Raw genomic sequence first — 25,142 nt, forward strand, 5'->3', positions numbered from 1 at the left:
GCCATCACAACGCATTGCGCGGTCCGTTGGTGGACAGGCGCTGGCGGCTTTTTCAGAACCAGCCGCAAGTCATGCGGGATGGCCGCGCCGATGCGGCTGCCAGGCGCATGGGAGGCCAAAGCCGCCGCGTGGGCACGCGCGGCGGGCAATGGTAGCACGGTGTCGGGGTGACCCGTCAGTCGCAAAGCCAGCGGCGGGCGGGCCGGTGGGCCCGCCGGATGGCGTTCAGGCCGCCTGGATGCCTGCCGCGGCAGGACGCGCGCGGCGCAGGCGGAACGCGACGCCGAGCAGCAGGACGCCGCACACGATGGCCCAGGCGCCGATCATCCACAGCACCGCCAGCGCCCCCGCCAGCGGCTGCCACAGCACCAGGAAGGCAAAGGCGATGCTGACCAGCCCGGTCAGGATCAGCCACCATTCGTTGGGAATCTCCTTGCGCAGCCGGATCGCCGCGACGATCTGCAGCACGCCGGTGGCCAGCGACCATACCGCGATATAGACCAGCAGCGACAGCGCGGTGATGGCCGGGCTGAACCACGTCAGCGCGCCCACGCCGAGACCGAGCAGACCCTGCAGCGCAAGGATCCAGCGGTCGCTGGTCTCGCGGTCCTTGCCGGAGATGGCCATGACCAGCGCCATCAGCCCGTCGGCCGCGGCAAACGCGCCGAACACGATCACCAGCGCGGCCAGCGTGGCGATCGGCGCGAAGAACGCGCAGACGCCGAATACCAGCGCAAACAGGCCGCGCAGGGCGACCACCCACCATAGTTTCGCGTAGTACTGAAGCATGGAACCTCCTCTGGGCCCGCGCGCGGGGGGCCGGTGCACGGAAACAGCCCGGCGATCGCGGACGGTGGTGCGGGCCGCCGATAAGTTATCAGCGAGATAGCCACTTGCACGAAAAACACGAATAATCTGAGTGACCAGGCGGTCGTCTGGCAGGCCGGGCGCTATCGGGGGCGCCAAGACATTCTAGACAGGGATTCATGTGAAGACAAAGGCGCAGCAATACCGGCTTGCAAATCTTGCCGCGCTGGCAGGCCTGTGTCTGGCCATGCCGGCGGCGGCACAGCCGGCCGCGCCCGCCGGCGCTGCCGCCGCGACCGCGGTCAGCGCCGCGGCGCAGGTGGCCGCCACGCAGATGGCCGCGTCGGCAGCGGCGGTGCTCTGCAACGCGCCCTGGTTCCGTTCCGGCTCGCATGTGCAGATGGAGGGCGACGGCGCCCTGCCGATGTCGATCCGCATGACGCTGCGCGACGTCGGCCGCAGCGCATCCGGATGCCGCGCGCAGCTGACGGTCAGCTCCAAGTCCGCGATGTCGGCGCTGATGGGGCCGCCGGTGATCATGGAGCAGGTGCATGAGGTCGTGATCGACCGGCGCACGCCGAATGACGAGACCAGCATCGAAAGCCAGCATGCCACCATCAACGCCCGGGCCCGCTATGCGCGCATGTACGGCGAAGCCTCGTTCCGGGGCAAGGGCGTCTTCAACTACGCCGGCCTGGAGTTGCGCGAAGGCAGCACGCTCGACGGCGAGACGTTCCAGTCCAGCGTATCGCTCAAGGTCTACCCGCTCGGCTCCGGCGAAGTGGTCAGCACCATGCGCGCGCTGCATGCGTCGATCCACATCGGCTCGCGCCAGGTTGGCCGCCGCCAGATGATCGAGACCGTCATGGGGCGCAAGGAGTGCCTGCCGATCACCTATGAGAAGCGCACGTCGCTGGGGCCTGTGCTGGTGGGCGAGGAAGTGGTGCAGGTCGAGCCTTCGGTGATGCATGTGACCGACTGGTACTGCCCGTCCGATGCCTTCGTGCTGCGCACCGAGGTGAGGCAGGATGGCAAGGTGCAGCGCATCGACGTCACCGCGCTGGAGCGCGACACGCAGATGCCTTGAACGGGCTTCGGAACGGCTTTGAGCAGGCTTTGGCCTGCGCAGGGCGCAAAAAAACCCGCCTCGGCGGGTTTTTTCGTCGGAGCCGTTGCGGTTCAGCTGGCAGCCTGCGCCGGAGCGGCCTTCTTCTTGGACGACTTCTTGGACGACTTCTTGGCCGGCTTCTGCTCGGTGGCCGGTGCGGCGGGGTTCAGGTCGCTGCGCGTGCTCTTGTTCGCGCCCTGGCTGTACGGGTCGAACTTGTCGCCGGACTTGGCACCCTGGGAGTACGGGTCGAACTTCTCGCCCGACTTGGCACCCTGGGAATACGGATCGAACTGCTTCTTGCCGGTACCCTGCGCGTGGACAGCCAGCGAGGCAGCGCCGAGGCAGAGCGCGATCGCGGTCGCGACAAACTTGTTCATGATTTCTCCTGAGAAATGCCGCCGTCGGGCGGTCGTGTATGTGGCCTGTCCCACACGGGGACGGCTCGGGCCAGTGTCGCCAACATCGTTCGTCGCTGTCAACTTGGGGCTTGCCCGGCGCGGCACTCTCATGGAAATCCTGAATTGCGGCCCCGGACCGGTTCCGGTTCCGGCTCTCCCGGTGTGAACCGGAGTTACTCGGTGACGGCGTCCGACGGGTGCTTCCACGCGGCGCGCACCTCGCCCGACGGCGCCAGCGCCAGGTTGATGCCGCGGCTGCCGATGGGCTGCTGGAACCAGCGTTTCTGCAGCGCGATCACGTCCTGGCCGGTGAAGGCCACGCCCAGGGTCTGGTCGACCAGGCGCTTCCATTCCGGGTCGGCCTTGGACAACATCAGCGCATTTTGCTCGATCGACAGGGACGGGCCCACGATCACGTACTGCGACGGATCCTTGGCGCGCGCGCGCAGGCCGGCCAGCAGCACGTCATCCATCACGAAGGCCTGGGCGCGGCCGGATTCCAGCAGCAGGAACGACTCGCCATGGTCCTTGGCGTAGACGTCGTGGTAGCCATACTGGCCCTTCAGCCGGCGCACGTGGCGGTCGCCGGTCGAGCCCGCGCTGGTGACCACGGTCTTGCCGCGCAGGTCGCCGAACGTGCGGATGCCAGAGTCGGCGCGGACCAGCATGCGCACGGTCGAGACATAGTGCGAGACGCTGAAGGCCACCTGCTTCTGACGTTCGAGCGAGTTGGTGTTGGGGGCGCAATCGAGGTCGACCAGGCCGTTGACCACCGCGGGGATGCGGTTTTGCGGCGTCAGCGGCATCCAGCGCACCTTCAGGTCTTTCAGGCCCAGCTTCTGGCGCGCGGCTTCGGCAGCGCGCAGGCACAGGTCGACCGCATAGCCGGCCGGCTGGCCCTTGTCGTCGGCAAAGGAAAAGGGCAGTGCCGATTCGCGATAGCCCAGCACGATGGTGCCGGAATCGCGGATCTTGTCGAGCACGGGGGTTTGCGGCTGGGCATGGGCCGCAGCCGGTGCCAGCGCGGTGACCATGACGCCGAAGGCGAGCGCCGCCAGGGGGCGACGCGCATTAGACAAGCGGGCGAGCAGGGAAGACAGGGCAGGGACGGACATTCGAGCAAACCGGAGAGCTAACCGCAGGCGCGGCAAAAACGCTAGGGTATACCCGGGTCTTTGCTCGGCGAAGGATAAAGTCGTCATAAGCAAATGCTTCTCTGGTGAGACATGAATGGCGCGGCAAGCAATCGGAAACAATCGCTGCCAGTGTGTAACCAATCCGCAATTTGTGGACATGACGCCACATGTCAATCAGGGCAAACAGGTAGAATCCCGCCTTTCGTGCGCTTTGTCAGATTCCAAAGAACAATGAGCCCCCGTCCGTCACGCCTGCCCTGCATCGACGCGCTCAAGGCGGTCAGCTCTCAGCTGATCGTGCTGCACCATCTCGCTTTCTACGGCCCGATGTCCGACACCGCATACCGTCTCGCGCCGGGGCTGGTGGACTGGCTGTATGACTATGCCCGCATCGCGGTCCAGGTGTTCCTGGTGATCAGCGGCTTCCTCGCGGCGCGCAGCCTGGCGCCGCACGGCCGGCTGGAAATCCGCGAACACCCGCTGGCGATGCTGTGGCGCCGTTACCTGAAGCTGGTGGTGCCCTTCGCCGCGGCGCTGCTGCTGAGCATTGCCGGCGCCGCGCTGGCGCGGCAGTGGATGATCCATGAATCGATCCCGGCGCCAGCGCACCTGACGCAGTTCCTGGCGCACCTTACGCTGCTGCATAACGTGCTGGATGTCGAGGCCCTCTCGGCCGGAGTCTGGTACGTCGCGATCGACCTCCAGCTGTTCGGCCTGCTGCTGGTGGCGCTGTGGGCCGCGCGCGCCTTTGCGCCGCGCCAGGCGCAGGCGGGCGCCGCGGCCGGCATCGGCGTGGTGGCGCTGCTGGCGGTCGCGTCGCTGTTCTGGTTCAACCGCGATGCCGCCTGGGATATCTGGGCGGTGTACTTCTTCGGCGCCTATGGCATGGGCACGCTGGCATGGTGGGCCTCGAACCCGGGCCGATCGGCGATGCCGCTGCTGGTGCTCTGCGCGGTGGCGCTGGCGGCGCTGATCGTCGATTTCCGCCTGCGTATCGCCATAGCGCTGGCCACCGCGCTGCTGCTGGCGGTGGCCCGCCGCGGCGGCTGGATGGAGCGCTGGCCGCGCGGCCATGTGGTGGGTTTCTTTGGCCGCATTTCCTATTCGGTTTTCCTGGTGCACTTCCCGGTGTGCCTGCTGGTCAATGTGCTGGTGTCGAACCTTGCGCCGGGGCAGCCGGTGCTGAACGCGCTGGGTATGGCGGCTGCGTGGGCGCTGAGCAACGTTGCGGGCGCGCTGTTCCATCGCTACGTGGAAAGCGCAAGCCCCCTGGCAGCGCTGCGCGCGGCGAGGGCATGGCTGTCTGACTCGCGCGGCTCGGCGAGCCGTCCTACCGTGTAAGGCTTGCAACCCCTGCGCGTGCGGCAGGCTGCCTCCTGCTGGTGCGCGTGCACCGGCGGTGTCATGCTGCCGGCACTCCCTGCGTGCATGCCTGCGCTGCGCTTGCGTACGGCGCCATACAGAGCGCGGCAAAACTCGCGTAAACCGGCATTGGGCGATGGCATGAACGTTGCCTAGTATGGAATCGTAAACCTGACCATTTGGTCAGGATTCCATCGGGAACCGAGGGTGCCATGTCCGACCATATCGTCCTCACTTCGCACGCGCGCCGCGACAAGCCGGCCGAGCCGATCCACTGGGGTGCGCCCACCGCGGCCGAACGCGGACCGGTGATCGCCAGCCTGGCGAATCCCGCGCAGCGCAACGTGATCGGCACCCACGCCGGCGCCTATGCCATATACCGCGCGCTGGCGGTGGCCTCGGGGTCGCTGCAGCGCGACCATCGGCCAGACCTGACCGACACCGCCCCCGCGGAGTCGATCGGCCCGCACCCGCAATGGGCCGATCCGGAAAAGATCGTCTCGCTCGATCCCTGGGGCCACCTTGTTTCCTCCGTCTTCGCCGACCGCATCGCGGCGGGAGTGGACATCCGCCCGACCATTGCCATCACGCGCGCCCATATCAACATGCCCGAGCTGATCTCGGCGATTGCTGCCGGCCGGCTGACCCCCGACGGCAGCATCCTCTATGCCAATGGCGACGTGCGCGTGACCAAGGCGGCGGTCGATCCGGTCTGGTACCTGCCGGGGCTGGCGGCGCGCTTCGGCATCAAGGAAAGCGCGTTGCGGCGCGGCCTGTTCGAGCAGACCGGCGGCATGTTCCCGGAGCTGGTCACGCGGCCCGACCTGAAAGTGTTCCTGCCGCCTATCGGCGGCATGACGCTGTACTTTTTCGGCGACGTCAGTCAACTCGGCAAGCCAGAAACAAGAGTGGCCTGCCGCGTGCACGATGAATGCAACGGATCCGACGTGTTCGGGTCAGACATCTGTACCTGCCGGCCCTACCTGGCGCATGGCATCGAGGTGTGCATCGAGATGGCGCAGCAGGGCGGTGTCGGGCTGGTGGTTTACAACCGCAAGGAAGGCCGCGCGCTGGGCGAGGTGACCAAGTTTCTGGTCTATAACGCTCGCAAGCGGCAGGCGGGCGGCGACCGGGCCGAGACTTACTTTGCCCGCACCGAATGCGTGGCAGGCGTGCAGGACATGCGTTTCCAGGAGCTGATGCCGGATGTGTTCCACTGGCTGGGCATCCGCCGCATCGACCGCTGGGCGTCGATGAGCAACATGAAGCATGGCGCGCTGGTGGCGCAGGGCATCGAGGTGGTCGAGCAGGTGGCGATCCCCGAAGCCCTGATCCCGGCCGATGCCCGTGTCGAGATCGACGCCAAGGTGGCGGCGGGCTACTTTACGCACTACACGCCGCCGGATGCCGATGAACTGGCCCTGGCAAAGGGCAGGGGGTTGAACGAATGACAATGTATCCCGAAGAGGATCGTGGCGGCATGGAACGTCGGGGAGCAGGCGAGGAAATGCGTCCGGGCGCGGGCTGGCTCAGCCCGGTGCCGGAAGGGCACCCCGCTTCCGGGCTGCTGTGCGCGGAGGCGGTGCGCACGCATTGCGCGGCGGTCACCGAGCACGTGGCCGGCGGCGCGTCCGAGCTGTTCACCTGGCATCCCGACCGTGTCCACGCGATCGCCGATTACGTGGCCAGCACGATCCGGCAGCGCTATCCGGACCTGCAGGTGCCTTACCACAGCCGCTGGCGCCACTTCGAGAGCGGCGGCGTCGACCAGCGCGCGGACCGCTGGCAGGTGCTGTGCGAGCGCGCCGGCCTGAGCGGGCCCGAGCACCGCGAAGAGCGCGCGCGCATCGGTATCGACCTGGTGATCCCGAGCGTACTGCTCGACGCCGGCGCTGGCCCCGACTGGCGTTACCGCGATCCGGCCAGCGACCTGGTGCTGACACGTTCAGAGGGACTGGGCGTGGCCAGCTTCGACCTGTTCGCACGCGGCGGCTTCTCCGCGGCGCCCGGCGATCCGCTGCGCGCGGATGCCGAGCGGCTGCAGCGCATCGATGCCGACAGCATCGCCCACGCCTTCCAGGTGGCGCAGCACAACCCGCTGGTGGGGCTCGAAGGCCGCGCCGGGCTGCTGCGCCGGCTGGGCGAGGTGATGGAAGCGACGCCGGCGCTGTTCGGGCGGCCGGCGCGGCTGGGCAACCTGTTCGACTACCTGAAGGCGCATGCGGTCAACGACCGGCTCGATGCCAGCTTCCTGCTGCGTACGCTGCTGGTGGGGCTGGGGCCGGTGTGGCCGGGGCGGATCGTGATCGAGGGTGTGTCGCTGGGCGATTGCTGGCGCCATCCGGCCGCGCCCGGCGGGCTGGTGCCGTTCCACAAGCTCACGCAGTGGCTGACCTATTCGCTGCTGGAGCCGCTGGAGGACGCGGGCCTGACGGTCACCGGGCTGGATGCGCTGACCGGGCTGCCCGAATACCGCAATGGCGGCCTGCTGTTCGACTTCGAACTGATGGTGCCGCGCGATGCGTCCTTTGCCGCCGAGCCGCATGCGGTGGACGAGCCCGTGATCGTCGAATGGCGCGCGCTGACCGTGACTGGCCTGGACCTGGTGGCCGATGGCGTGCGCCAGGCGCTGGGGCTGGCGGAAGCCGGCTTCCCGCTGGCGCGCGTGCTGGAGGGCGGCACCTGGGCCGCGGGCCGGCGCATTGCCGCCAAGCGGCGCCCGGGCGGTGCACCGCCGTTCAGCATCATCAGCGACGGCACCGTGTTCTGAGCATGGCGGGCGCCCCGCGCGCCCGCCACCATTGCTTGCGCAATCGGCAAGGTTTGCGTTGGATAACGTGGCATCAAACATGGCATCAGGAGCGTCCCCATGAACGACATGTCCGCTGTACCAGCCGCTGTTCCCACCGCTGTTCCCACTGCAGCCACCCGCGACGACGACGCTGCCGGCGTGCCCGGCGTGCTGGTCGTCGACCACCCGCTCGTGCAGCACAAGGTCACGCTGGTGCGCAGCGAGGAAACCACCACCGACAATTTCCGGCGCCTGGTGCGCGAGATCAGCCAGTTGCTGACCTACGAGGCCACACGCGACCTGGCGATGGAGACCATCGCCATCCGCACCCCGATCGCGCCGACGCAGTCGCGCATACTGTCGGGCAAGAAGCTATGCCTGGTGTCGATCCTGCGTGCCGGCAATGGCTTCATCGACGGCATGCTGGAGCTGCTGCCGGCGGCGCGCGTCGGCCATATCGGGCTATACCGCGACCCCGAGACGCTTGAGCCGATCGAGTACTACTTCAAGATGCCGGAAGATATACACGAGCGCATGGTCATCGTGGTCGATCCGATGCTGGCCACCGGCAACTCGGCCATAGCCGCGCTGAACCGGCTGAAGGAAGCGGGCGTCACCACCATGAAATACGTGTGCCTGATCGCCTCGCGTCCGGGTCTGCGCGCGCTGCGTGCCGCGCACCCCGAGGTCGGCATCGTCACCGCCGCGATCGACGACACGCTCAACGAGCACGGCTATATCGTGCCCGGCCTGGGCGATGCCGGCGACCGCCTCTACGGCACACGCTGATGGACCCGCGCGCCAGCGCTCCATCGCGCCGGCCGCTGTCGATGCGCGGCGCGCAGCTTGCGCACGAAAGTCCCGCCGGCCGCATCCGGCAGGAGAACCAGGCCATGATCATGCGCGCGGCCGAGCACGTGTTCGCGCGCGCGGGGTTTGCCGGCGCCACCATGGCCGAGATCGCGGCGCGCGCCGGCGTGCCCAAGTCGAACCTGCACTACTACTTCCGCACCAAGCAGGCGCTGTACCGCGCGGTGCTGGCCCACACGCTGCAGCTGTGGCTGTCGGAGACCGACATCATCCGCGCCGACCTTCCGCCGCAGGTGGCGCTGGAGCAGTACATTCGCGCCAAGATGCGGTTGTCCGCCAGCCATCCCGATGCCTCGCGCGTGTTTGCCAACGAGCTGCTGCACGGCGCGCCGGAGATCGGCGAGATCCTGCGCCATGCGCTGCGCGAACTGGTGGCGCGCAAGGCCGCGGTGGTGCAGCAATGGATCGACAGCGGCCAGATGGCGCCGGTGGACCCGCAGCACCTGTTCTTCACCATCTGGGCCGCAACGCAGACCTATGCCGATTTCGAGTCGCAGGTCTGCGCAGTGCTCGGCGTGAGCCGGCTGGGGCGGCAGGACTATGCGCAGGCGACCGAGCATCTGGTGGCGCTGCTGCTGCGCGGTTGCGGCCTCGCGCCCGAGGCCATGACCATGCAGGTGCTGGCTGACGGGCAGGGGTGAGCGCATCGTCCGTACCGTTCGCACGCGCTACCTGCGCCCCGCGGGGCCATGCGATCATGCGGCCGTGCTTTCCCGTGCTTTCCGTCCTAACCTTTCCCGTCAAGAGACGCCATGCTCGACCTGATCCTGCGGCACTGCAACCTGCCCGACGGGCGCACCGGCATCGATATCGGCATTGCCGATGGCCGCATCGCCGCGGTGGAGCCCGCGCTGGCCGCGCGCGCTGCCGAGGAAATCGATGCCGCCGGCCAATTGGTGACGCCGCCATTCGTCGACGCGCATTTCCATATGGACTCGACGCTGTCGTACGGGCTGCCGCGCGTGAACCAGTCCGGCACGCTGCTAGAAGGGATTTCGCTGTGGGGCGAACTCAAGCCGATGCTGACGCAGGAGGCGCTGGTCGAACGCGCGCTGGCCTACTGCGACTGGGCCGTGGCGCGCGGGCTGCTGGCGATCCGCTCGCATGTCGACGTTTGCGATCCGCGCCTGCTCGCGGTGGAAGCGCTGCTGCACGTGCGCGAGCGCGTGCGTCCCTACCTCGACCTGCAACTGGTGGCGTTTCCGCAGGACGGCGTGCTGCGCGCCCCCGGCGCGATGCAGAACCTGACGCGCGCGCTCGACATGGGCGTCGACGTGGTCGGCGGCATCCCGCATTTCGAGCGCACCATGACGCAGGGCGCGGAGTCGGTGCGGCTGCTGTGCGAGCTTGCGGCCGAGCGCGGGCTGCGCGTCGACATGCATTGCGATGAAAGCGACGACCCGCTGTCGCGCCATATCGAGACGCTGGCGAGCGAGACGGTGCGCCTCGGCCTGCATGGCCGCGTGGCCGGCTCGCACCTGACCTCGATGCACTCGATGGACAACTACTACGTGTCCAAGCTGATCCCGCTGATGCGCGAGGCCGGCGTCGCGGCGATCGCCAACCCGCTGATCAACATCACGCTGCAGGGCCGGCACGACAGCTACCCCAGGCGCCGCGGCATGACGCGCGTGCCCGAATTGCTGGCGGCGGGCGTGCCGGTTGCCTTCGGCCACGACTGCGTGATGGACCCGTGGTACGGCCTGGGCTCGGGCGACATGCTCGAAGTCGCGCACATGGGCCTGCATGTGGCGCAGATGACCGGGCAGGAGGCGATGCGGGCCTCCTTTGCCGCGGTGACCGCGACGCCGGCGCAAATCCTTGGCCTGGACGGCTACGGCATCGCGCCGGGCTGCCGGGCCGACCTGGTGCTGCTGCAGGCGCGCGACCCGGTCGAGGCGATCCGGCTGCGCGCCACGCGGCTGCGTGTGCTGCGTGCCGGCAAGACCATCGCCTGCACGCCGCCGGCGACGGCGGCCCTGCAATTGCCCGGGCGGCCGGCGCAGGTGGATTTCATGCGGAGGGGTGGCCCACAATAGGTTTAGGCCGGGCTCATGCCGGCAGCATGCCTGCGAAGATTTTTGCTTGAAGCTGTTGACAGCGTCAGGTACGCGCGGCATAATTTCGTTCTTCGCATCGCAGCAGCAATGCAGCGAAACGAAGCCCAGATGGCGGAATTGGTAGACGCACTAGGTTCAGGTCCTAGCGGTGGCAACACTGTGGAGGTTCGAGTCCTCTTCTGGGCACCAATATTCGGAAAGGCTCGCGCAAGCGAGCCTTTCGTCGTTTACGGGTCCCTTACGGATCTCGACCCGCGTCTCGATCGCAGGTCCCGCCGATCGAATTCCCGCCGGCAAGCTCAGGCCGCCGGTACCCCTTCCTCGCTCTGCGCTTCGCGCACGCAATTGCGCCCCTCCGCCTTGGCCCGGTACATCGCCGCATCGGCCGCGGCGAACAGCTGCTGCCAGTGACGTGCCCCGCCGTGCCCGATCGCGACGCCGAAACTGGCCGTCACGTGCAGCGACTTGCCGCCGACGCAGGCCAGCACGCTGTCCGGCGGCACCAGCGCACGCATCAGCGTCGCCACCTCGCGCAATACTTCGTCGCCGGCCGCGTGGCCATGGGGTCGTTGATCTGCTTGAAGCGATCGACGTCGATCAGCACCAGGCCGGCACTGACCCGCTGAGCAGCCGCTCCAGCGGCTCCAGCGTGCGCATGTAGCGATTGGTCAGTTCCTCGGGTGTCATCGAGTAATGGCCCGACACGCGTCCTTGCGCGACCAAGCTGTCGATCAACGCCATCCCCTGTCCGAAAAACTGGTGATTCGTGTCGGCGCAGGAGTGCGATCAGCTGGCCGCGCACCCACTTGCAGAACGCGACATGGACGCGATCCGCCAGGCGATCGAAAGACCGCGGCGATTTGATCCGCGCTATCCGTGTCCAGGTGCGGCGTTGCCTGTCCGGCCGCGGTCGTCGTCCGGAACGCGGTCATTGCCACCGCGCGGACGCCAACATTCCCCGCTAACGCAAGCAGGCGGATTGACCTATGCTCAAGCTCATCGGGCAGGCTGATATAACGTCCGAAGGTGGTTGCCATGACTATGGTCTTGTCATCATCGAGAGAGAGGGAGGCGGGGATTTGCCCCGGTTGGCACCCGTGTGCCACGCATCCGGGTCCGATCCTGCACCACCTGCAATGCTGCAGCATCCTGGCCGTGCTGATGTGTGCGCTGGCCCACGCGGATGATGCGGTTCCGGAAAGGGTAGCCGACAGCCAGGGCGTCTCCGGCTGGGACCAGCCGCTGCAGGCGCAGGCTGCGCCAGCGCCGGTCGCCCAGGCACCCGACACGCTGGTGGCCGGCGCCGACATGCCGGCCGGCGCGCCCGCATTCTTCAGTAGTGTCCCCGAACCAATCGCCATCGAGTACGCGACTCGGGCACCGGAGCCTTCGCCATCATTGCCGCCTGCGATGGGAGTGGGGCCGGACGACGACGCGCCGGGGCTGGCCGCCGTGGATCGCGATCTCGTCGCCGTGGTCGAGCGCCCGCGCCGCTTGACGCTGCACATGGACGATGTCACCAGCGCTGGCGGCTTTGTCGACAGCCACGTGCGCACCATGGCGCTGGCGGTCGATGCCGTGGTGCCGCGCGCCGGCGGCCTGACGATCCAGCCGCGGCTGCAGCTGGCCTACCAGCCCGGCATGTCGCCGGTCAGCGGCGTGCAGGCGCAGGGCATGCCCGGCGATTCCAGTGCCACCGGCATCGGCGTACGGCTCTATGGCGCGCAGCCGACACGCCTGGCCGGCATCTATCCGTTCGTTGAAGCCGACTGGTGGCAGGACAGCCGCAAGCAAAGCATCAACATCAATGGCACGAAGATCGATGCCGACCTGCTGCGCGGGCTGTTCTCGTTCAATATCGGCGCGCACGGCAACACGGCAACCGGCGTGAAGCTGTGGTTCAAGGTGAGGGCGGGGCGCAATCCGGGCGGTACGGTCGGTGCGAGGTACCGCTGGTAGTTTCAGAGTGCCGGCGAGCGCTTGCGCACAGGGTCGGGCGCAACCTCGCCGCCATGAAAAAAGGGCTTCCGTTTCCGGAAGCCCTTTTCCCTTCTGCATAGGTGGCGCGGCTGGCAGGATTCGAACCCACGACCCCTTGGTTCGTAGCCAAGTACTCTATCCAACTGAGCTACAGCCGCACACGAGAGGCCGAATTGTAGCGGAATTTCGGGATTGCGCAAGGGGTCCGAGATAAAAACTTTTGCGGTTGCCCATGCTGGCACCTCGCTCCGATCTTTACGCCGCCACCTCCGACCAGTTCCCGTCCGCTTCGCGCGCCTTGCCTTCATCCCGCAGCTTGAGCAAATGCGCCAGCAGCGAGCGCTGCGCGACCGGGTGCATGCGCGGCGGCACGTCGTCATAGACGCGCAGCACCAGCGCTTCGATTGGCGCGGGGCCCAGTCCGCGCAGCGCGGCCGCGACCTTGGCTTCACGCTGCAGCCGGTGGCGCACCAGCAGGCGGATCGCGTCCTGCGGCCGTGCGATCAGGAAGCCGTGCCCGGGGGCGAGCCATTCCAGGTCTTCTTCCTGCAAGGCGGCCAGCGAATCGAGGTAGGCGCGCATGTCTCCGTCAGGCGGTCCGATCACGACCGTCGAGCCCTGCATCACGTGGTCGCCGGTGAACAGCGTCTTTTCCTCTTCGAGCAGGTAGCACAGGTGGTTCGATGCGTGGCCCGGCGTATGGCAGACGCGCAGCGTGCAGCCGTCGCCGATGGCGATGCGCTCGCCGTGCGCGAGTTCGCGCTGCGGCGCGAAGCCCGCGTCCTGCCACTGGCCGGCGGGCGCGGCACGGCCCAGCACCGTTGCGCCGGTCGCAGCCTGCAGCGCGGCGGCCGCCGGCGAATGGTCGAGGTGCGTGTGCGTGGCGAAGATCCAGCGGACCGGGCCAGGCGCCGCGGCCAGGATGGCGCGCACGTGTTCGTCGTCATCGGGGCCGGGATCGATGACGGCCCATTCGTTGCGCGCGCCGCCGCCGACCAGGTAGGTGTTGGTGCCGGGGCCGGTCATCACGCTGCCGTTGTTCGCGGTCACGCGCCAGACGCGCTCGGATAGCTGCACCGGCAAGCCGGGCGACAGCTCGTAACGGCCATGCTGCCGGCCTTCGGGATCGATGCGGCCGATCTCGGCGTAGCACGCCTCGTTGGGCATCACCGGCCGCACGCCCGCGGCGCCGGTGGCCAGGCGCGGCATGATGCAGGCGATGCCGCGCAACTGCGCCGCATACGCGAAGCAGGCCTCGGCGTTCTCGAATTGCGCGATCGCCGCCAGCGTGCGGCGCGTGACGTGCATCATCGGCAGGCCGCTGGCGGGATCGGCGGCTTCGGCAGGGCGGATCCAGCGGTGTTCGACGATCTCGTTGCCATCGGCGATTACCTCCTGGCCTTCCGGCGCGATGGCGACGAAGAAGCGCGTATCGAAGCGCTTGGGCAGCCCCGGCGGCGTGAGCCAGTAGCTGTGGTAGGCCAGCCGGTCGGCTGCCAGCCGCAGCCCGAGCTGCTCGCATGCATGCGCCAGGCCCGGGCCGCCGCGCTGCACGGCGGCGCGCAACAGCGCCTGTTGTGCGGCGTCGAGGGCAGCGGGAGGCAGCAGGCGTCCGTCGCTGCCGCAGGCGAACAGCAGGCCGGCTTCTTCGAAGCATTCGCGTAGCGCGGCAACATAGAAGTCCAGGCCGCCAGCCGGCAGCCCCAGGCGCTCGCTCGCGGCGATATCGTCGAGCCCGTGGGCATGCGCATGCAGCGCCCTGTCTTGCACCGCGTCGAGCGTGCCGCCGGGGAACACGTAGGCGCCGCTGCTGCGGTCGTTGGCGCGCTCGACGCGGCGGACCAGCAGGACTTCCATGCCGGCGGGCGCGTCGCGCACGACCAGCAGGCTGGCGGCATTGCGCAGCAATGGCGTGGGAATGGCGGTGGTGGCAGGGCGTGCGCCGCTTGTCTCTGTGGTTGTCATTGTGTCGGCATGGTGGTGTCATGCGGCGCCGCGTGCTGCGCGCCGACGCCGGGAGCCGTTAGTGTAGCCGCGTTGAAAGATTCGCAATCCGGGGCAAATCCGGAGGCGGCAGGGGGGGTAGGGCGGCCCGGCTTTGGCTTTTCCGCCCGAAGGCAGTAATCTGATAGCTCCGCTTCACTTTTTGGAGGGGCGCCAGGTGCGCGCTTCCGCTGGGAGGAGGTCCGCGTGATCCGAGCTTCAATCCTGTGCCTGCCGCTGGCGTGCCTGCTGGCGGCCTGCGAGACGCCGCCGCAAACCGCGCCGCGCCCGGTCCCGCCCGCCACCACGCGCATCACGGTCGATGCCCAGACCGTGTCCAGGGCGGCTTCTGTCGCCTGCGAGCCGGCCGTCGCCGAGGCGCTCAAGCGCCGCTATCCGCAGCCGGGCAGCGTCATGCTGATGGCCGATCGCGAGCAGTACTACCAGCGCGCCAACGCGCAGACGTCGGTCAACGGTGAAGGCGTGTTCGAGCCCGACGACAGCTCGTCGGCGATCGGTTTTCACTATGCCTGCCTGTACAACGCGCGCACGGGCAAGGTCGACGATGTACAGATGCGGTATTGAGCAGTCGGTGTTGAGGGTTTGGTATCGAGGGGGATTCCGGTTTCCGATCGGGTGATTCCCTCGCGCTGTAGAGGTGCTTTATCATCCATGTTCCGCCGCCAGCCACCACCTTAAGTGTGATCGCCCTCGCTCCCTACCTGCGAGGAATTGACACGGCGCAAGGGCAGGCACAATATGCGCAAACACATGCGCCTCCGGGACGACATGCCGGCAGTCATAGCCGCAATCCCAGGACAGGTCGCAAGAAAATTGGGAACGGGGTCATGAAGCCTTCACTTCGTCTTATGGCGAGCGCGGTCACGCTCGCCGTCATGCTGTCCGGCTGCGCCAGCGCGCCGGATTCAGCCACAGTCCAGGCCGCCATCGCGGAACAGCCGCCGTCCGACCAGGCCATGAAGGCCCTGTCGGCCGAGGTCTTCACCTATGCCTATCCGCTGGTGCTGATGGACGTGACGCGCGAGCTGATGACGCTGCGCACGCCGGTCAACTCCTTCAGCCACAAGCGCTCGTTCCCGGACGCCAGCTTCACCGACGTGGTCAGTCCCAATGCCGATACGCTGTATTCGTCGGCGTGGCTGGACCTGTCGCGCGAGCCGGTGATCCTGTCCGTGCCCGACACGCAAGGCCGCTATTACCTGATGCCGCTGATGGATGCGTGGACTAATGTGTTTGCATCGCCGGGCAAGCGCACCACCGGTACCCGCCGCGGCAATTTCGCCATCACCGGACCCGACTGGCGCGGCACGCTGCCCAAGGGCGTGCAGGAAATCCGCTCGCCGACGTCGATGGTCTGGCTGATCGGCCGTACCCAGGTCAACGGCAAGAAGGACCTCCCGGCCGTGCACCGGCTGCAGGACCAGTACCGGCTGACGCCGCTGTCCGCGTGGGGCGGCGGCCGCCGCGTGCCTGACCGGCCCGCGCCGCGCGCCGCCGCGGTCGACACGCAGAGTTCGCCGGTGGAGCAGGTCGCGGCGATGGACGCGCAGGCCTTCTTCACGCGCTTCGCCGCGCTGCTGCCGGCCAATCCGCCGGCAGCGGCCGACAGCGCCATGGTGGAGAAACTGCGCCGCATGGGCATCAGCCCCGGCGTGCCGTTCAAGACCACGGTGATGGAACCGTCGACCGCGCGCGCGGTGCAGGAGGGCGCGACCGCGGCGCTGGCGGCGATCGCGCAGGGCGCGCGCAAGGGAAATGCCGATGCGGGCAACGGCTGGGTCATGCACCGCGACCTCGGCAACTATGGCACCAACTACGCCCGCCGCGCGGTGACCGCGTGGGTGGGGCTGGGCGCCAACCTGCCGGAGGATGCGATCTACGCGTCGACACGCACCGATGCCAACGGCACGCCGCTGCAGGGCGGCGCGCGCTACGTGCTGCATTTCGACAAGGACCAGCTGCCGCCGGCGCGGGCGTTCTGGTCGCTGACGCTTTACAACGACCGGCAGGCGTTTATCCCCAACCCGATCCACCGCTACGCCATCGGCAGCCGCGACCGGCTGCGCTACAACCGCGACGGCTCGCTCGACATCTATATCCAGCACGAACGCCCGGCGGGAGCCCGGGCCGCCAACTGGCTGCCGGCCCCGCCCGATGCACTGAACATGATGTTGCGCGCGTACTGGCCGGAGCAGGCGCTGCTCGACGGCAGCTGGATGCCGCCCGCGGTGACGCGGGTGAACTGACGCAGCGCTGCTTTGGCAAGGAACAAAGGCCGCATGCCTGGTGGGCATGCGGCCTTTAGGTTTTGGTTGCGCGGGTTGCGCGAGTTGCTCAGTGCGCGTGCGTCGCACACGCGGTGCAAGCGCTGCCGCCCGCAGGCGCCGCGGCGACATGGCCGGCCGGCTTGCCGACACGCTTCCACGCCATCGCGCCGCGAGCGGACCAGCGCTCGCGCAGCGCGCGCGCCGCACTGACCATGTTGGACAGCGCTGCCTCGGTTTCTTCCCAGCCGCGCGTCTTCAGGCCGCAGTCAGGATTGACCCACAGTCGCTGCGGCGGCACCACCTCGCAGGCACGGTCGAGCAGCCGCTCCATCGCCTGCACCGACGGCACGCGCGGCGAGTGGATGTCGTAGACGCCGGGCCCGATCTCGTTCGGGTAGTCGAAGTCACCAAAGCCTTCCAGCAGTTCCATCGCCGAGCGCGAGGTCTCGATGGTGATCACGTCGGCATCCAGCGCTGCGATCGACGGCAGGATGTCGTTGAACTCGGCGTAGCACATATGCGTGTGGATCTGGGTCTGGTCCCTGACGCCGCTGGCCGACAGGCGGAAAGCCGTGACCGCCCAGTCCAGGTACGCGTCCCAGTCGCCGCGGCGCAGCGGCAGGCCTTCGCGCAGCGCCGGTTCGTCGATCTGGATCACGCGGATGCCGGCCTGTTCGAGGTCGCACACCTCGTCGCGGATGGCCAGCGCGAGCTGGCGTGCAGTGGTGGCGCGCGGCTGGTCGTCGCGCACGAACGACCATTGCAGCATGGTGATCGGACCGGTCAGCATGCCCTTCATCGGCCGCTCGGTCAGCGACTGCGCGTAGCGGGTGGTGTCTACCGTCATCGGCTCCGGACGGTACACGTCGCCGTAGATCACCGGCGGCTTGACGCAGCGCGAGCCATAGCTCTGCACCCAACCGTTCTCGGTAAAGCCATAGCCGCACAGCTGTTCGCCGAAATACTCGACCATGTCGTTGCGCTCGGCCTCGCCGTGGACCAGCACGTCCAGGCCCAGCTCTTCCTGCTTGCGCACGGCCAGCGCGATTTCGGTGCGGATGCGCTCCAGGTATTCAAGCGCGCCGATGTCGCCGCGCTTGAAGGCCGCACGGGTCTGGCGGATGGCCGCGGTCTGCGGGAACGAACCGATCGTGGTGGTGGGCAGCAACGGCAGCTGCAGCGCCTCACGCTGGCGCTCGATGCGCTGTGCGAACGGGCTGGCGCGGTGGGCCATGTCGGCAGTCACGCCGGCCAGGCGTTGCTGCACGCGCGGGTTGACCACGCGGCGCGATTGCCGGCGCGAGGCCTGCACGGCGTCGGACGCGGCCAGCTGCGCGGCGACCGCGGCATCGCCTTCGTTGAGCGCGCGTGCCAGCAGCTGCAGTTCGCCGAGCTTCTCGGTGGCGAAGGCCAGCCATGACTTCAGCTCGGCATCGAGGCGCACTTCATGCGCCAGCGACACCGGCACATGCAGCAGCGAGCACGACGGCGCCAGCCACAGGCGGTCGCCGAGCGCCGCCTGCACGGGGCGCAGCGTGTCGAGCGCGCGGCGCAGGTCGGTGCGCCAGATATTGCGGCCGTCGATGACGCCGGCGGACAGCACGGCATGCGCCGGCAGCGCGGCCTGCCATGCGGCCAACTGGCCCGGTGCGCGCACCAGGTCGATATGGAAGCCGTCGACCGGCAGCGCGGCGGAGCGCGCGGCGTGGTCGGCGGCGGTGTCGAAGTACGTCGCCAGCAGCAGCTTCGGGCCCGCGTCGCGCAGGCCGTCGTAGGCGCTGTCGAAGGCGTCGAGCCAAGCGGGTTCCAGGTCCAGGCACAGCGCGGGCTCGTCGATCTGCACCCACTCGATGCCGCGCGCCTTCAGCTGGCCGAGGATGCGGCGGTAGGCCTGCACCAGCTTCGGCAGCAGCGAGAGGCGGTCGAAGCCGGCCACGTGGCTCTTGGACAGCCACAGGTAGGTGACCGGGCCCACCAGCACCGGGCGCGCGCGCAGGCCCTGCGCCAGCGCTTCGTCGGCTTCCTCGAAGAACCACGCCGGGCCGCCGTCGAAGGTGGTGTCGGCGTCCAGCTCGGGGACCAGGTAGTGGTAGTTGGTGTCGAACCACTTGGTCATTTCCATTGCCGGCTGTTCGCGGTTGCCGCGCGCCAGCTCGAAATACTGCGTCAGCGTCAGCTGCGCCGGGTCGAAGCCGAAGCGGCGCGGCAAGGCGCCCAGCAGCGCGGTCAGGCTGAGCATCTGGTCGTACCAGGCGAAGTCGCCGGTGGCGACGGTGTCCAGGCCGCGCTCGGCCTGCAGCTGCCAGTGGCGGCGGCGCAGTTGCGCGGCCACTTCATGCAGCGCGGCTTCGCTGCTTTCACCGCGCCAGAAGGCCTCCTGCGCGAATTTCAGTTCGCGGCGTTCGCCGATGCGGGGAAAGCCGAGGATATGGGTGCGTGCCATGGGGAACTTGCTCCGGAAGATGATGACTGGCGCACAGTGTCGGTTTCCCCATAAAATGAATCAAGCGACAAGTTTTAAACAACATATGAATAGATTTCATACGACATCTCATACGACAACGGGGCGGGCCCGCGCGCCGGACTGCGCATGATCGAGGTCCGCCATTTCCGCTCGCTGGTTGCCATTGCCGAATCCGGCAAGCTCGCCACCGCGGCCGAGCGCGTGCATGTCAGCCAGTCGGCGCTGTCACACCAGATCAAGGCGATCGAGGCGCACTACGGCCTGCCGCTGTTCGACCGGACCCGCCAGGGGCTGCGCTTCACGCCGGCGGGCGAACGCCTGCTGGCTCTGGCGCGCGAGGTGCTGGCCGCGGTCAGCGCGGCCGACCGCGATATCGAACGGCTCAAGGGCGACACTCGCGGCGAATTGCGCGTGGTGCTGGAGTGCCATACCTGCTTCGACTGGCTGATGCCGGTGATGGATGAATTCCGCCGCCGCTGGCCCGAGGTGGAGGTGGACCTGGTGGCGGGCTTCCATGCCGACCCGATCTCGCTGCTCAGCGAGGGCCGCGCCGACATGGTGATCGGCTCGCAGCCTGCGGTGCGGCGCGGGCTCGACGTGGCGCCGCTGTTCCGCTTCGAGATCCTTGCGGTCATCGCCAACGAGCACCGGCTGCGCAACAAGCGCCGCATCGAAGCCGCCGACCTGGCGGGCGAGACGCTGATCACCTATCCGGTGCCGGACCAGCGCATCGACCTGATCCGCGAGGTGCTGGAACCCGCCGGTATCCGGCTGCAGCGCCGCACCGCGGAGCTGACGGTGGCCGTGCTGCAACTGGTGGCGAGCCGGCGCGGCGTGGCGGCATTGCCCAACTGGGGCGTGAAGAACTACGTCGACCACGACTACGTGCTGGCCAAGCGGATCGGTGCCAAAGGGCTGTGGAGCGAGCTCTATGCCACGGTGCCGGCGCCGCTGGCGCGCCGGCCTTATGTGGCGGACTTTGTCGCGATCGTGCGGGATACGTGCGCGGCGCAGCTCGATGGGATCGAGCTGCTGCCGGCATAGCGTGGGTGGCTAGGCCGGAAGCGCCAATCCTGCGTCACTGCGGGCCTGCGGGGCAACGGCGCGCGGAGCGGGAGCCGGCTCGCCTTGCGCCTCGCTGTCCGGATCGTCGACGTCAGCGCCCAGCACGGCCATGTCGATGCCACTTTCCAGACGGCGCAGGAACAGCCACAGCAGGCTGGCATCGGCGGCGGTCAAGGTCGCGTGGAGCACTGGCTGACTAACGGATTCGAAGCGGGTCGAGTCGAAGCGCAACTGCTCAGGCGCCAGGCCGGTGCGGCGGGCGCTGGCAAACACCCACTCCATCGCACCGAACGGGTCGGTGCCGTCGAGTTGGAGGGAAAGGCGCAGGGTGGGAAGGACGGTGGCTGGCATGTGGTGTTTCCGGCAGGTCTTCTGATGTAGTCAATGTACCAGCCGGGATGCAAAATGAGCTTCTTAATTTTCTCCAAGATTAGTGGAATTGAAAAAGAAGCATCTTATTATGGCAAAATTTGCAGAAGTTTCTTCCAAATATTTCAGGGGCCATGGTGCAACCTCCCAAGCTCGATGACACCGACCGCCGCATCCTGCGCGAACTCCGCCGCGACGGCCGCCTGTCCAATGCCAAGCTGGCCGAGCAGGTCGGCCTGTCCGCCACACCCTGCTGGAACCGGGTGCGCGCACTCGAGGAAAGTGGCGTCATCGAAGGCTACGCCGCGCTGCTGAACCAGAAGGCGCTGGGCTTGCCGGATACGGTCCTGATCGAGGTCACGCTCGAGCGTCACGACGACGACATGCTGTACCGCTTCGGCCAGGCGCTGGCCGAGTTGCCGGAAGTGATGGAGGCCTATCTGCTCACCGGCGACTACGACTACCTGATCAAGGTCGCGGTGGCCGGCACACAGGGCTATGAGGAGTTCCTGCGGCACAAGTTGTACAAGCTGCCCGGACTGCGCCACAGCCGCTCGACCTTTGTGCTGCGCACGCTGAAGCGCGAGCCCTCCGTCGAACCCTGAGCCGCCGGCCGGCGCAGCCAGAGTATCATGCCTTGTACATCACTTCGGTGGTGGTGTCAGTAAACCAGCCGGCGCCTTGCGGGAGGAATATGCCGGCGACCCGCAACGGTGCGTTCCATTGCCGAATCAAGCGCGAACGCGCAATTCCGCTCATAATGTCGCCGGTGCCGGGCCGCCCCGCGCCCATTGAAAAGAATTCCGGTATGAACGACACAGAAATTGAGCTGATCGATTCGGCACGCCTGCCGACGCGATTTGGCGACTTCACGGCACACGCCTTCAAGGGCGCCCACTCGGGCATTGAGCATCTGGCCCTGAGCGTGGGCGAAGTGGCAGGCGAGGACGTGCTGATCCGCATGCATTCCGAATGCCTGACCGGGGATGTCTTCGGTTCCTGCCGCTGCGATTGCGGCCCGCAGCTCGAGCTGGCGATGGAAAAGATCGCTGCCGAAGGCCGCGGCATCCTGCTGTACCTGCGCGGCCACGAAGGCCGCGGCATCGGCCTGGCGGAGAAGATCCGCGCCTACCGCCTGCAGGATGGCGGGCTCGATACCGTGGACGCCAACCTGGCGCTGGGCCAGGCCATCGACGCGCGCAACTACGCCTTTGCGGCCGACCTGCTGCACCAATGGGGCGTCACGTCGGTGCGGCTGATGAGCAATAACCCGCTCAAGGCCGCCGCGCTGGAAAAGGCCGGGATCAAGGTCAACGAGCAACTGCGGCACATCGTGCCGTCCAACGCCGAGAACGAGAAATACCTGGCGACCAAGCGCACGCGCATGGGGCACCTGCTCGACTGACGGCGGCTGGCTGGGTGGCCTGCCGGGTAACTGCCCGGCCACCCACGGGCCCGTCATGACCAGGTGCGCGGGCTTGTTCCTCACATGATCCAGGGTTGATCCGCAAGCGGGCAGCGCGCAGGAGATGTTGCGCCTGATTGGTTGCTAATGGCAACTATTGCCATTAGAATCTGTCGGCCGTCCGCAAGTTTTTTGTCCTGATGCCCGACTCCGCCGCCAACACCACCGGTTCGATCCTGGAATACCTGACATTCCGGCTGAACCGTCTTTGCGAAATGACCAGGGAGTCTGCCTCCGGCTTCTATGAGCGGGAATTCGGCATCGGCCTGAGGGAATTGCGCGTATTGCGTTTTGCCGGACTGGAGCCCGGCCTGACGCTGACGCGCCTGATCGAACTGGTGCTGCTTGAGAAGACGGTGACGTCCAAGCTCGTCACCGCGCTGGCGAAGCGGGGCTTGCTGCGCCGCGAGGTAGGCGCGGCCGATGCCCGGCAACTGAACCTGTTCCTGACCCAGGCCGGCGCGGCACTGGTCGCGCAGACCTACCAGCGCGGCGATGTCCTGGAAAAGATGTTCCTGTCGGTCCTGTCCGAAGCCGAAGTCCAGACGCTGGACCGGTGCATCGGCAAGCTGACCGCGGCGCTCGAGGCGCATCAGCTCGGTATCGAGCCGCCGGCAGGGTAGCAGGGCGCTGAGCGCAAAACGGCACGACCACATAACAACGAGGAGACGACATGCCAGCCAACCACACCCGGACGCGCCGCCAATGGCGCGCCATTGCATGCGGCGCCCTGTGCGCCGCCACCTTGCCGGCCTGGAGCCAGGACGCGGGCCGCGCCATCGCACCCACTGCGCCCGCGGCGCCGGCGCTGGTCGCCGCGCTGGAAAGCGACCCGGTCCGGCTCGGCTGGATGCAAGGCTTTCCGCCGCCGCCCGAGAAGCAGATCACCCACGTGCCGGGCGCCGAGAAATTCCCGCGCAATCGCTGGCTGTTCTCGCATATCCGCGAACTGGTGCCGACCGCGTCGGTCTGGCGCGGCAACGGCCCGCCCAGCCCGCTGCCGCGCGCGGAGCGCGATATCGGCTCGGTGCCCTTCAGCGATGCGGACGGCACCCGCCGGACCTTCGAAGAGATGCTGGCGCTGACCTATACCGACGGCATCCTGGTCATGCACAAGGGCAAGGTCGTCTATGAGCGCTACTTTGGCGTACTGGACGGCCATACGCCCCATATCGCCATGTCGGTGACGAAGTCGTTCGTTGGCACGCTGGCGGCAATGCTGGCGGCCGACGGCAAGCTCGATCCGGCGGCGCCCGTGACGCGCTACCTGCCGGAGATGGCCGGCACCGCCTACGGCGATGCCACGGTGCGCCAGGTCATGGACATGACCGTCGGCGTCCGCTATTCGGAGGACTATGCCAATCCCAAGGCCGAGGTCTGGGACTATGCGCGCGCCGGCGGCATGCTCGCCCGGCCTGCCGCCTACAACGGGCCGGCAACCTTCTACGACTTCCTGAAGACGCTGCAGAAGGAAGGCGGACACGATGATGTCTTTGCCTACAAGACGGTAAATGCCGAGGTGCTCGCGTGGATCGTGCGCCGCGCTTCTGGCCAGTCGCTGGCCAGGCTGCTGTCGGAACGGATCTGGCAGCCGATGGGCGCCGAGCAGGATGCCTACTTCACGGTCGACAGCATCGGCACGGAATCGGGCGGCGGCGGCCTGAACACCACGCTGCGCGACCTCGCGCGCTTCGGCGAGACCATCCGCGGCAACGGGCGCTTCAACGGCAAGCAGATCATCCCGGCATCGGTCGTGGCCGATATCCGCCGCGGCGGCGACCGCGGGCAGTTTGCGCGCTCGGGCAGCGGCCCCGTGCTGCCGGGCTGGAGCTATCGCGACATGTGGTGGGTGTCCCACGACAGCCACGGCATGTTCCAGGCTGCAGGTATCCATGGGCAGCGCATCTACATCGACCCCAAGGCCGAGCTGACGATCGTCCGCTATGCGTCGCACCCGGTCGCGGGGAACGCTGCCAACAACCCGATCACGTTCCGCGCGTTCCGGGCGCTGGCCGAGACGTTGTCGCGGTAATGGCGTGCCGGGGGTGGCAGGCTGCGCCGCCCCCGGCATTCTGCTTTCCTAGTTTTCCGGAATTTCCTGGCCGGCGCCCTCGCGCGGCACCACTTCCGCCGCGATGCGCTCGCCCAGATCCCGCTGCGCGACCTTCAGGTCGTAGGTCACCTGCATATTCATCCACGAACGCGCATCGCCACCGAAATAGCGCGCCAGGCGCAACGCGGTGTCTGGCGTGACGCCGCGCTGCTCGCGCACGATCTCGTTGATGCGGGCCGGCGTCACGCGCAACGCCAGCGCCAGCGCATTGGCGCTCATGCCCAGCGGCACCAGGTATTCCTCGCGCAGGATTTCGCCCGGATGGATCGGGCGCATGCGGTTTTCAAAGCGTGCCATGTTGCTGTCCTCAGTGGTAGTCGATGATCTCGACAGCCGCGGGGCCGTCATGGGTCCAGATGAAGCAGACTCTCCACTGGCCGTTGATGCGGAGGCTGTGGCGTCCCTTGCGATCACCGCCTAGTTTTTCCAGGCGGTTGCCCGGCGGAAAGCGCAGCGCACCCAACGTGGCGGCGTCATCAAGCATCTCCAGCTTGCGCTGGGCAACGAACTCGATGCTCGCAAAGCGGGCGACGTAATCGCCGTCGAACAGTGCAGCGGTGTCGGAACATCTGAAGGATTGGATCATATCGTATATCGATAATCGATAAATGGCAAATCGACGAATTTGAGCAGAGGGGGCGGCTTCATGAAACCGCCGCCGCCATAGCGCCGCACCGTCAATCCTCTGAAAGCGAGCGACGAAAGCGAGCGACGCAATCGATACGAATCCTTTTCCAAACTGTTACACTGTATGGATGTACAGTGTATGGGCTACACCTTCTCGGGACCTGCCCAGGCCCTGTGCTATGGTGGTTTTGCTCCAGGCCTGCCTGGCCCCTGGGCACCCCTCGTTCACGCCTGTCCCTCCTTTAACGCATTG

The 25,142-nt window shown here is 67.5% G+C and carries 25 protein-coding genes and 2 tRNA genes; 16 read left to right on the forward strand and 11 right to left on the reverse strand.

The window, feature by feature from the left end; all coding sequences use genetic code 11:
- Window positions 1-225: 225 nt before the first annotated feature.
- On the reverse strand, window positions 226-789 hold the full coding sequence (locus tag ACAD63_RS25840) for an HdeD family acid-resistance protein (protein ID WP_135702864.1): 564 nt from the start codon (window positions 787-789) through the stop codon (window positions 226-228).
- A gap of 199 nt (window positions 790-988) precedes the next feature.
- Here ACAD63_RS25840 and ACAD63_RS25845 point away from each other — a divergent pair, with 199 nt between their 5' ends.
- On the forward strand, window positions 989-1,894 hold the full coding sequence (locus ACAD63_RS25845) for a hypothetical protein (protein ID WP_434034566.1): 906 nt from the start codon (window positions 989-991) through the stop codon (window positions 1,892-1,894).
- Between the two features lie 92 nt (window positions 1,895-1,986).
- On the opposite strand, the gene ACAD63_RS25850 is transcribed toward ACAD63_RS25845, so the two are convergent.
- Together ACAD63_RS25850 and ACAD63_RS25855 are read right to left on the reverse strand one after the other, a co-directional pair.
- Entirely contained in the window at window positions 1,987-2,295 is a 309-nt protein-coding gene (locus ACAD63_RS25850) for an amino acid ABC transporter permease (protein WP_133094468.1), read from the reverse strand.
- 194 nt (window positions 2,296-2,489) lie between these two features.
- Window positions 2,490-3,431, reverse strand: a complete 942-nt coding sequence (locus tag ACAD63_RS25855) for an amino acid ABC transporter substrate-binding protein (protein WP_195427839.1) — start codon at window positions 3,429-3,431, stop codon at window positions 2,490-2,492.
- A 252-nt stretch (window positions 3,432-3,683) separates the two neighbouring features.
- Here ACAD63_RS25855 and ACAD63_RS25860 point away from each other — a divergent pair, with 252 nt between their 5' ends.
- From ACAD63_RS25860 to ACAD63_RS25890, 7 genes are all read left to right on the forward strand, one after another.
- On the forward strand, window positions 3,684-4,793 hold the full coding sequence (locus ACAD63_RS25860; protein ID WP_135702861.1) for an acyltransferase family protein: 1,110 nt from the start codon (window positions 3,684-3,686) through the stop codon (window positions 4,791-4,793).
- Window positions 4,794-5,026: 233 nt separating this feature from the next.
- On the forward strand, window positions 5,027-6,265 hold the full coding sequence (locus ACAD63_RS25865) for a GTP cyclohydrolase II (RefSeq protein WP_135702860.1): 1,239 nt from the start codon (window positions 5,027-5,029) through the stop codon (window positions 6,263-6,265).
- Between the two features lie 29 nt (window positions 6,266-6,294).
- Window positions 6,295-7,584, forward strand: a complete 1,290-nt coding sequence (locus tag ACAD63_RS25870) for a URC4/urg3 family protein (protein WP_240745815.1) — start codon at window positions 6,295-6,297, stop codon at window positions 7,582-7,584.
- Window positions 7,585-7,683: 99 nt separating this feature from the next.
- A complete protein-coding gene (upp, locus tag ACAD63_RS25875) occupies window positions 7,684-8,394 on the forward strand; it encodes a uracil phosphoribosyltransferase (RefSeq protein WP_135702858.1) in 711 nt (236 codons plus the stop codon).
- Window positions 8,394-9,116: a TetR/AcrR family transcriptional regulator gene (locus ACAD63_RS25880; protein WP_240745814.1), complete on the forward strand. Its 723-nt coding sequence runs from the start codon at window positions 8,394-8,396 to the stop codon at window positions 9,114-9,116. The genes upp and ACAD63_RS25880 overlap by 1 nt, the downstream gene beginning before the upstream one ends.
- Before the next feature lie 111 nt (window positions 9,117-9,227).
- On the forward strand, window positions 9,228-10,514 hold the full coding sequence (locus tag ACAD63_RS25885) for an amidohydrolase family protein (RefSeq protein ID WP_434034567.1): 1,287 nt from the start codon (window positions 9,228-9,230) through the stop codon (window positions 10,512-10,514).
- 123 nt (window positions 10,515-10,637) lie between these two features.
- Window positions 10,638-10,724 (forward strand) — tRNA-Leu (locus tag ACAD63_RS25890).
- Window positions 10,725-10,834: 110 nt separating this feature from the next.
- Here the strand turns inward: ACAD63_RS25890 and ACAD63_RS25895 are convergent.
- Entirely contained in the window at window positions 10,835-11,050 is a 216-nt protein-coding gene (locus ACAD63_RS25895; RefSeq protein WP_255519722.1) for a diguanylate cyclase domain-containing protein, read from the reverse strand.
- 82 nt (window positions 11,051-11,132) lie between these two features.
- The gene (locus ACAD63_RS25900) at window positions 11,133-11,270 is read right to left on the reverse strand and encodes a hypothetical protein (protein ID WP_240745813.1); all 138 of its coding nucleotides are present in this window, start codon (window positions 11,268-11,270) and stop codon (window positions 11,133-11,135) included.
- A 426-nt stretch (window positions 11,271-11,696) separates the two neighbouring features.
- Between ACAD63_RS25900 and ACAD63_RS25905 the strand changes: the two genes are divergently transcribed.
- A complete protein-coding gene (locus tag ACAD63_RS25905; protein ID WP_434034685.1) occupies window positions 11,697-12,494 on the forward strand; it encodes a hydrolase in 798 nt (265 codons plus the stop codon).
- Between the two features lie 102 nt (window positions 12,495-12,596).
- On the opposite strand, the gene ACAD63_RS25910 is transcribed toward ACAD63_RS25905, so the two are convergent.
- Window positions 12,597-12,673: transfer RNA gene (locus ACAD63_RS25910), tRNA-Arg, on the reverse strand.
- Between the two features lie 97 nt (window positions 12,674-12,770).
- On the reverse strand, window positions 12,771-14,480 hold the full coding sequence (locus tag ACAD63_RS25915) for an MBL fold metallo-hydrolase (RefSeq protein ID WP_133094476.1): 1,710 nt from the start codon (window positions 14,478-14,480) through the stop codon (window positions 12,771-12,773).
- Window positions 14,481-14,705: 225 nt separating this feature from the next.
- Between ACAD63_RS25915 and ACAD63_RS25920 the strand changes: the two genes are divergently transcribed.
- Both ACAD63_RS25920 and ACAD63_RS25925 read left to right on the forward strand, forming a co-directional pair.
- Complete coding sequence (locus ACAD63_RS25920; protein WP_133094477.1) at window positions 14,706-15,083, forward strand: short-chain fatty acid transporter; 378 nt, start codon at window positions 14,706-14,708, stop codon at window positions 15,081-15,083.
- Between the two features lie 263 nt (window positions 15,084-15,346).
- Window positions 15,347-16,765: a DUF1254 domain-containing protein gene (locus ACAD63_RS25925; protein WP_434034568.1), complete on the forward strand. Its 1,419-nt coding sequence runs from the start codon at window positions 15,347-15,349 to the stop codon at window positions 16,763-16,765.
- Window positions 16,766-16,853: 88 nt separating this feature from the next.
- On the opposite strand, the gene metE is transcribed toward ACAD63_RS25925, so the two are convergent.
- On the reverse strand, window positions 16,854-19,229 hold the full coding sequence (metE, locus tag ACAD63_RS25930) for a 5-methyltetrahydropteroyltriglutamate--homocysteine S-methyltransferase (RefSeq protein WP_434034569.1): 2,376 nt from the start codon (window positions 19,227-19,229) through the stop codon (window positions 16,854-16,856).
- Window positions 19,230-19,376: 147 nt separating this feature from the next.
- Between metE and ACAD63_RS25935 the strand changes: the two genes are divergently transcribed.
- Window positions 19,377-20,294: a LysR family transcriptional regulator gene (locus ACAD63_RS25935; protein WP_135702852.1), complete on the forward strand. Its 918-nt coding sequence runs from the start codon at window positions 19,377-19,379 to the stop codon at window positions 20,292-20,294.
- Window positions 20,295-20,303: 9 nt separating this feature from the next.
- Here the strand turns inward: ACAD63_RS25935 and ACAD63_RS25940 are convergent, their stop codons facing one another.
- Window positions 20,304-20,666 carry an AsnC family transcriptional regulator gene (locus ACAD63_RS25940; RefSeq protein WP_133094481.1) on the reverse strand — a complete coding sequence of 121 codons (363 nt, stop codon included), beginning with the start codon at window positions 20,664-20,666 and terminating at the stop codon, window positions 20,304-20,306.
- Between the two features lie 152 nt (window positions 20,667-20,818).
- Here ACAD63_RS25940 and ACAD63_RS25945 point away from each other — a divergent pair, with 152 nt between their 5' ends.
- The 4 genes from ACAD63_RS25945 (at window position 20,819) to ACAD63_RS25960 (ending at window position 24,181) form a co-directional block, all read left to right on the forward strand.
- Entirely contained in the window at window positions 20,819-21,289 is a 471-nt protein-coding gene (locus tag ACAD63_RS25945) for an Lrp/AsnC family transcriptional regulator (protein WP_133094482.1), read from the forward strand.
- A 203-nt stretch (window positions 21,290-21,492) separates the two neighbouring features.
- Window positions 21,493-22,089: a GTP cyclohydrolase II gene (gene ribA, locus ACAD63_RS25950; RefSeq protein WP_133094483.1), complete on the forward strand. Its 597-nt coding sequence runs from the start codon at window positions 21,493-21,495 to the stop codon at window positions 22,087-22,089.
- 200 nt (window positions 22,090-22,289) lie between these two features.
- Entirely contained in the window at window positions 22,290-22,772 is a 483-nt protein-coding gene (locus ACAD63_RS25955) for a MarR family winged helix-turn-helix transcriptional regulator (protein ID WP_133094484.1), read from the forward strand.
- Between the two features lie 50 nt (window positions 22,773-22,822).
- A complete protein-coding gene (locus tag ACAD63_RS25960) occupies window positions 22,823-24,181 on the forward strand; it encodes a serine hydrolase domain-containing protein (RefSeq protein ID WP_434034570.1) in 1,359 nt (452 codons plus the stop codon).
- A 48-nt stretch (window positions 24,182-24,229) separates the two neighbouring features.
- Here the strand turns inward: ACAD63_RS25960 and ACAD63_RS25965 are convergent, their stop codons facing one another.
- Window positions 24,230-24,559, reverse strand: a complete 330-nt coding sequence (locus ACAD63_RS25965) for a HigA family addiction module antitoxin (RefSeq protein WP_133094486.1) — start codon at window positions 24,557-24,559, stop codon at window positions 24,230-24,232.
- A 10-nt stretch (window positions 24,560-24,569) separates the two neighbouring features.
- Window positions 24,570-24,848 (reverse strand): type II toxin-antitoxin system RelE/ParE family toxin, encoded by a 279-nt coding sequence (locus ACAD63_RS25970; protein WP_434034571.1) that lies wholly within the window; start codon window positions 24,846-24,848, stop codon window positions 24,570-24,572.
- Window positions 24,849-25,142 lie beyond the last annotated feature (294 nt).

This window comes from Cupriavidus sp. a3 (assembly GCF_051015765.1).
Taxonomy (GTDB): domain Bacteria; phylum Pseudomonadota; class Gammaproteobacteria; order Burkholderiales; family Burkholderiaceae; genus Cupriavidus; species Cupriavidus oxalaticus_A.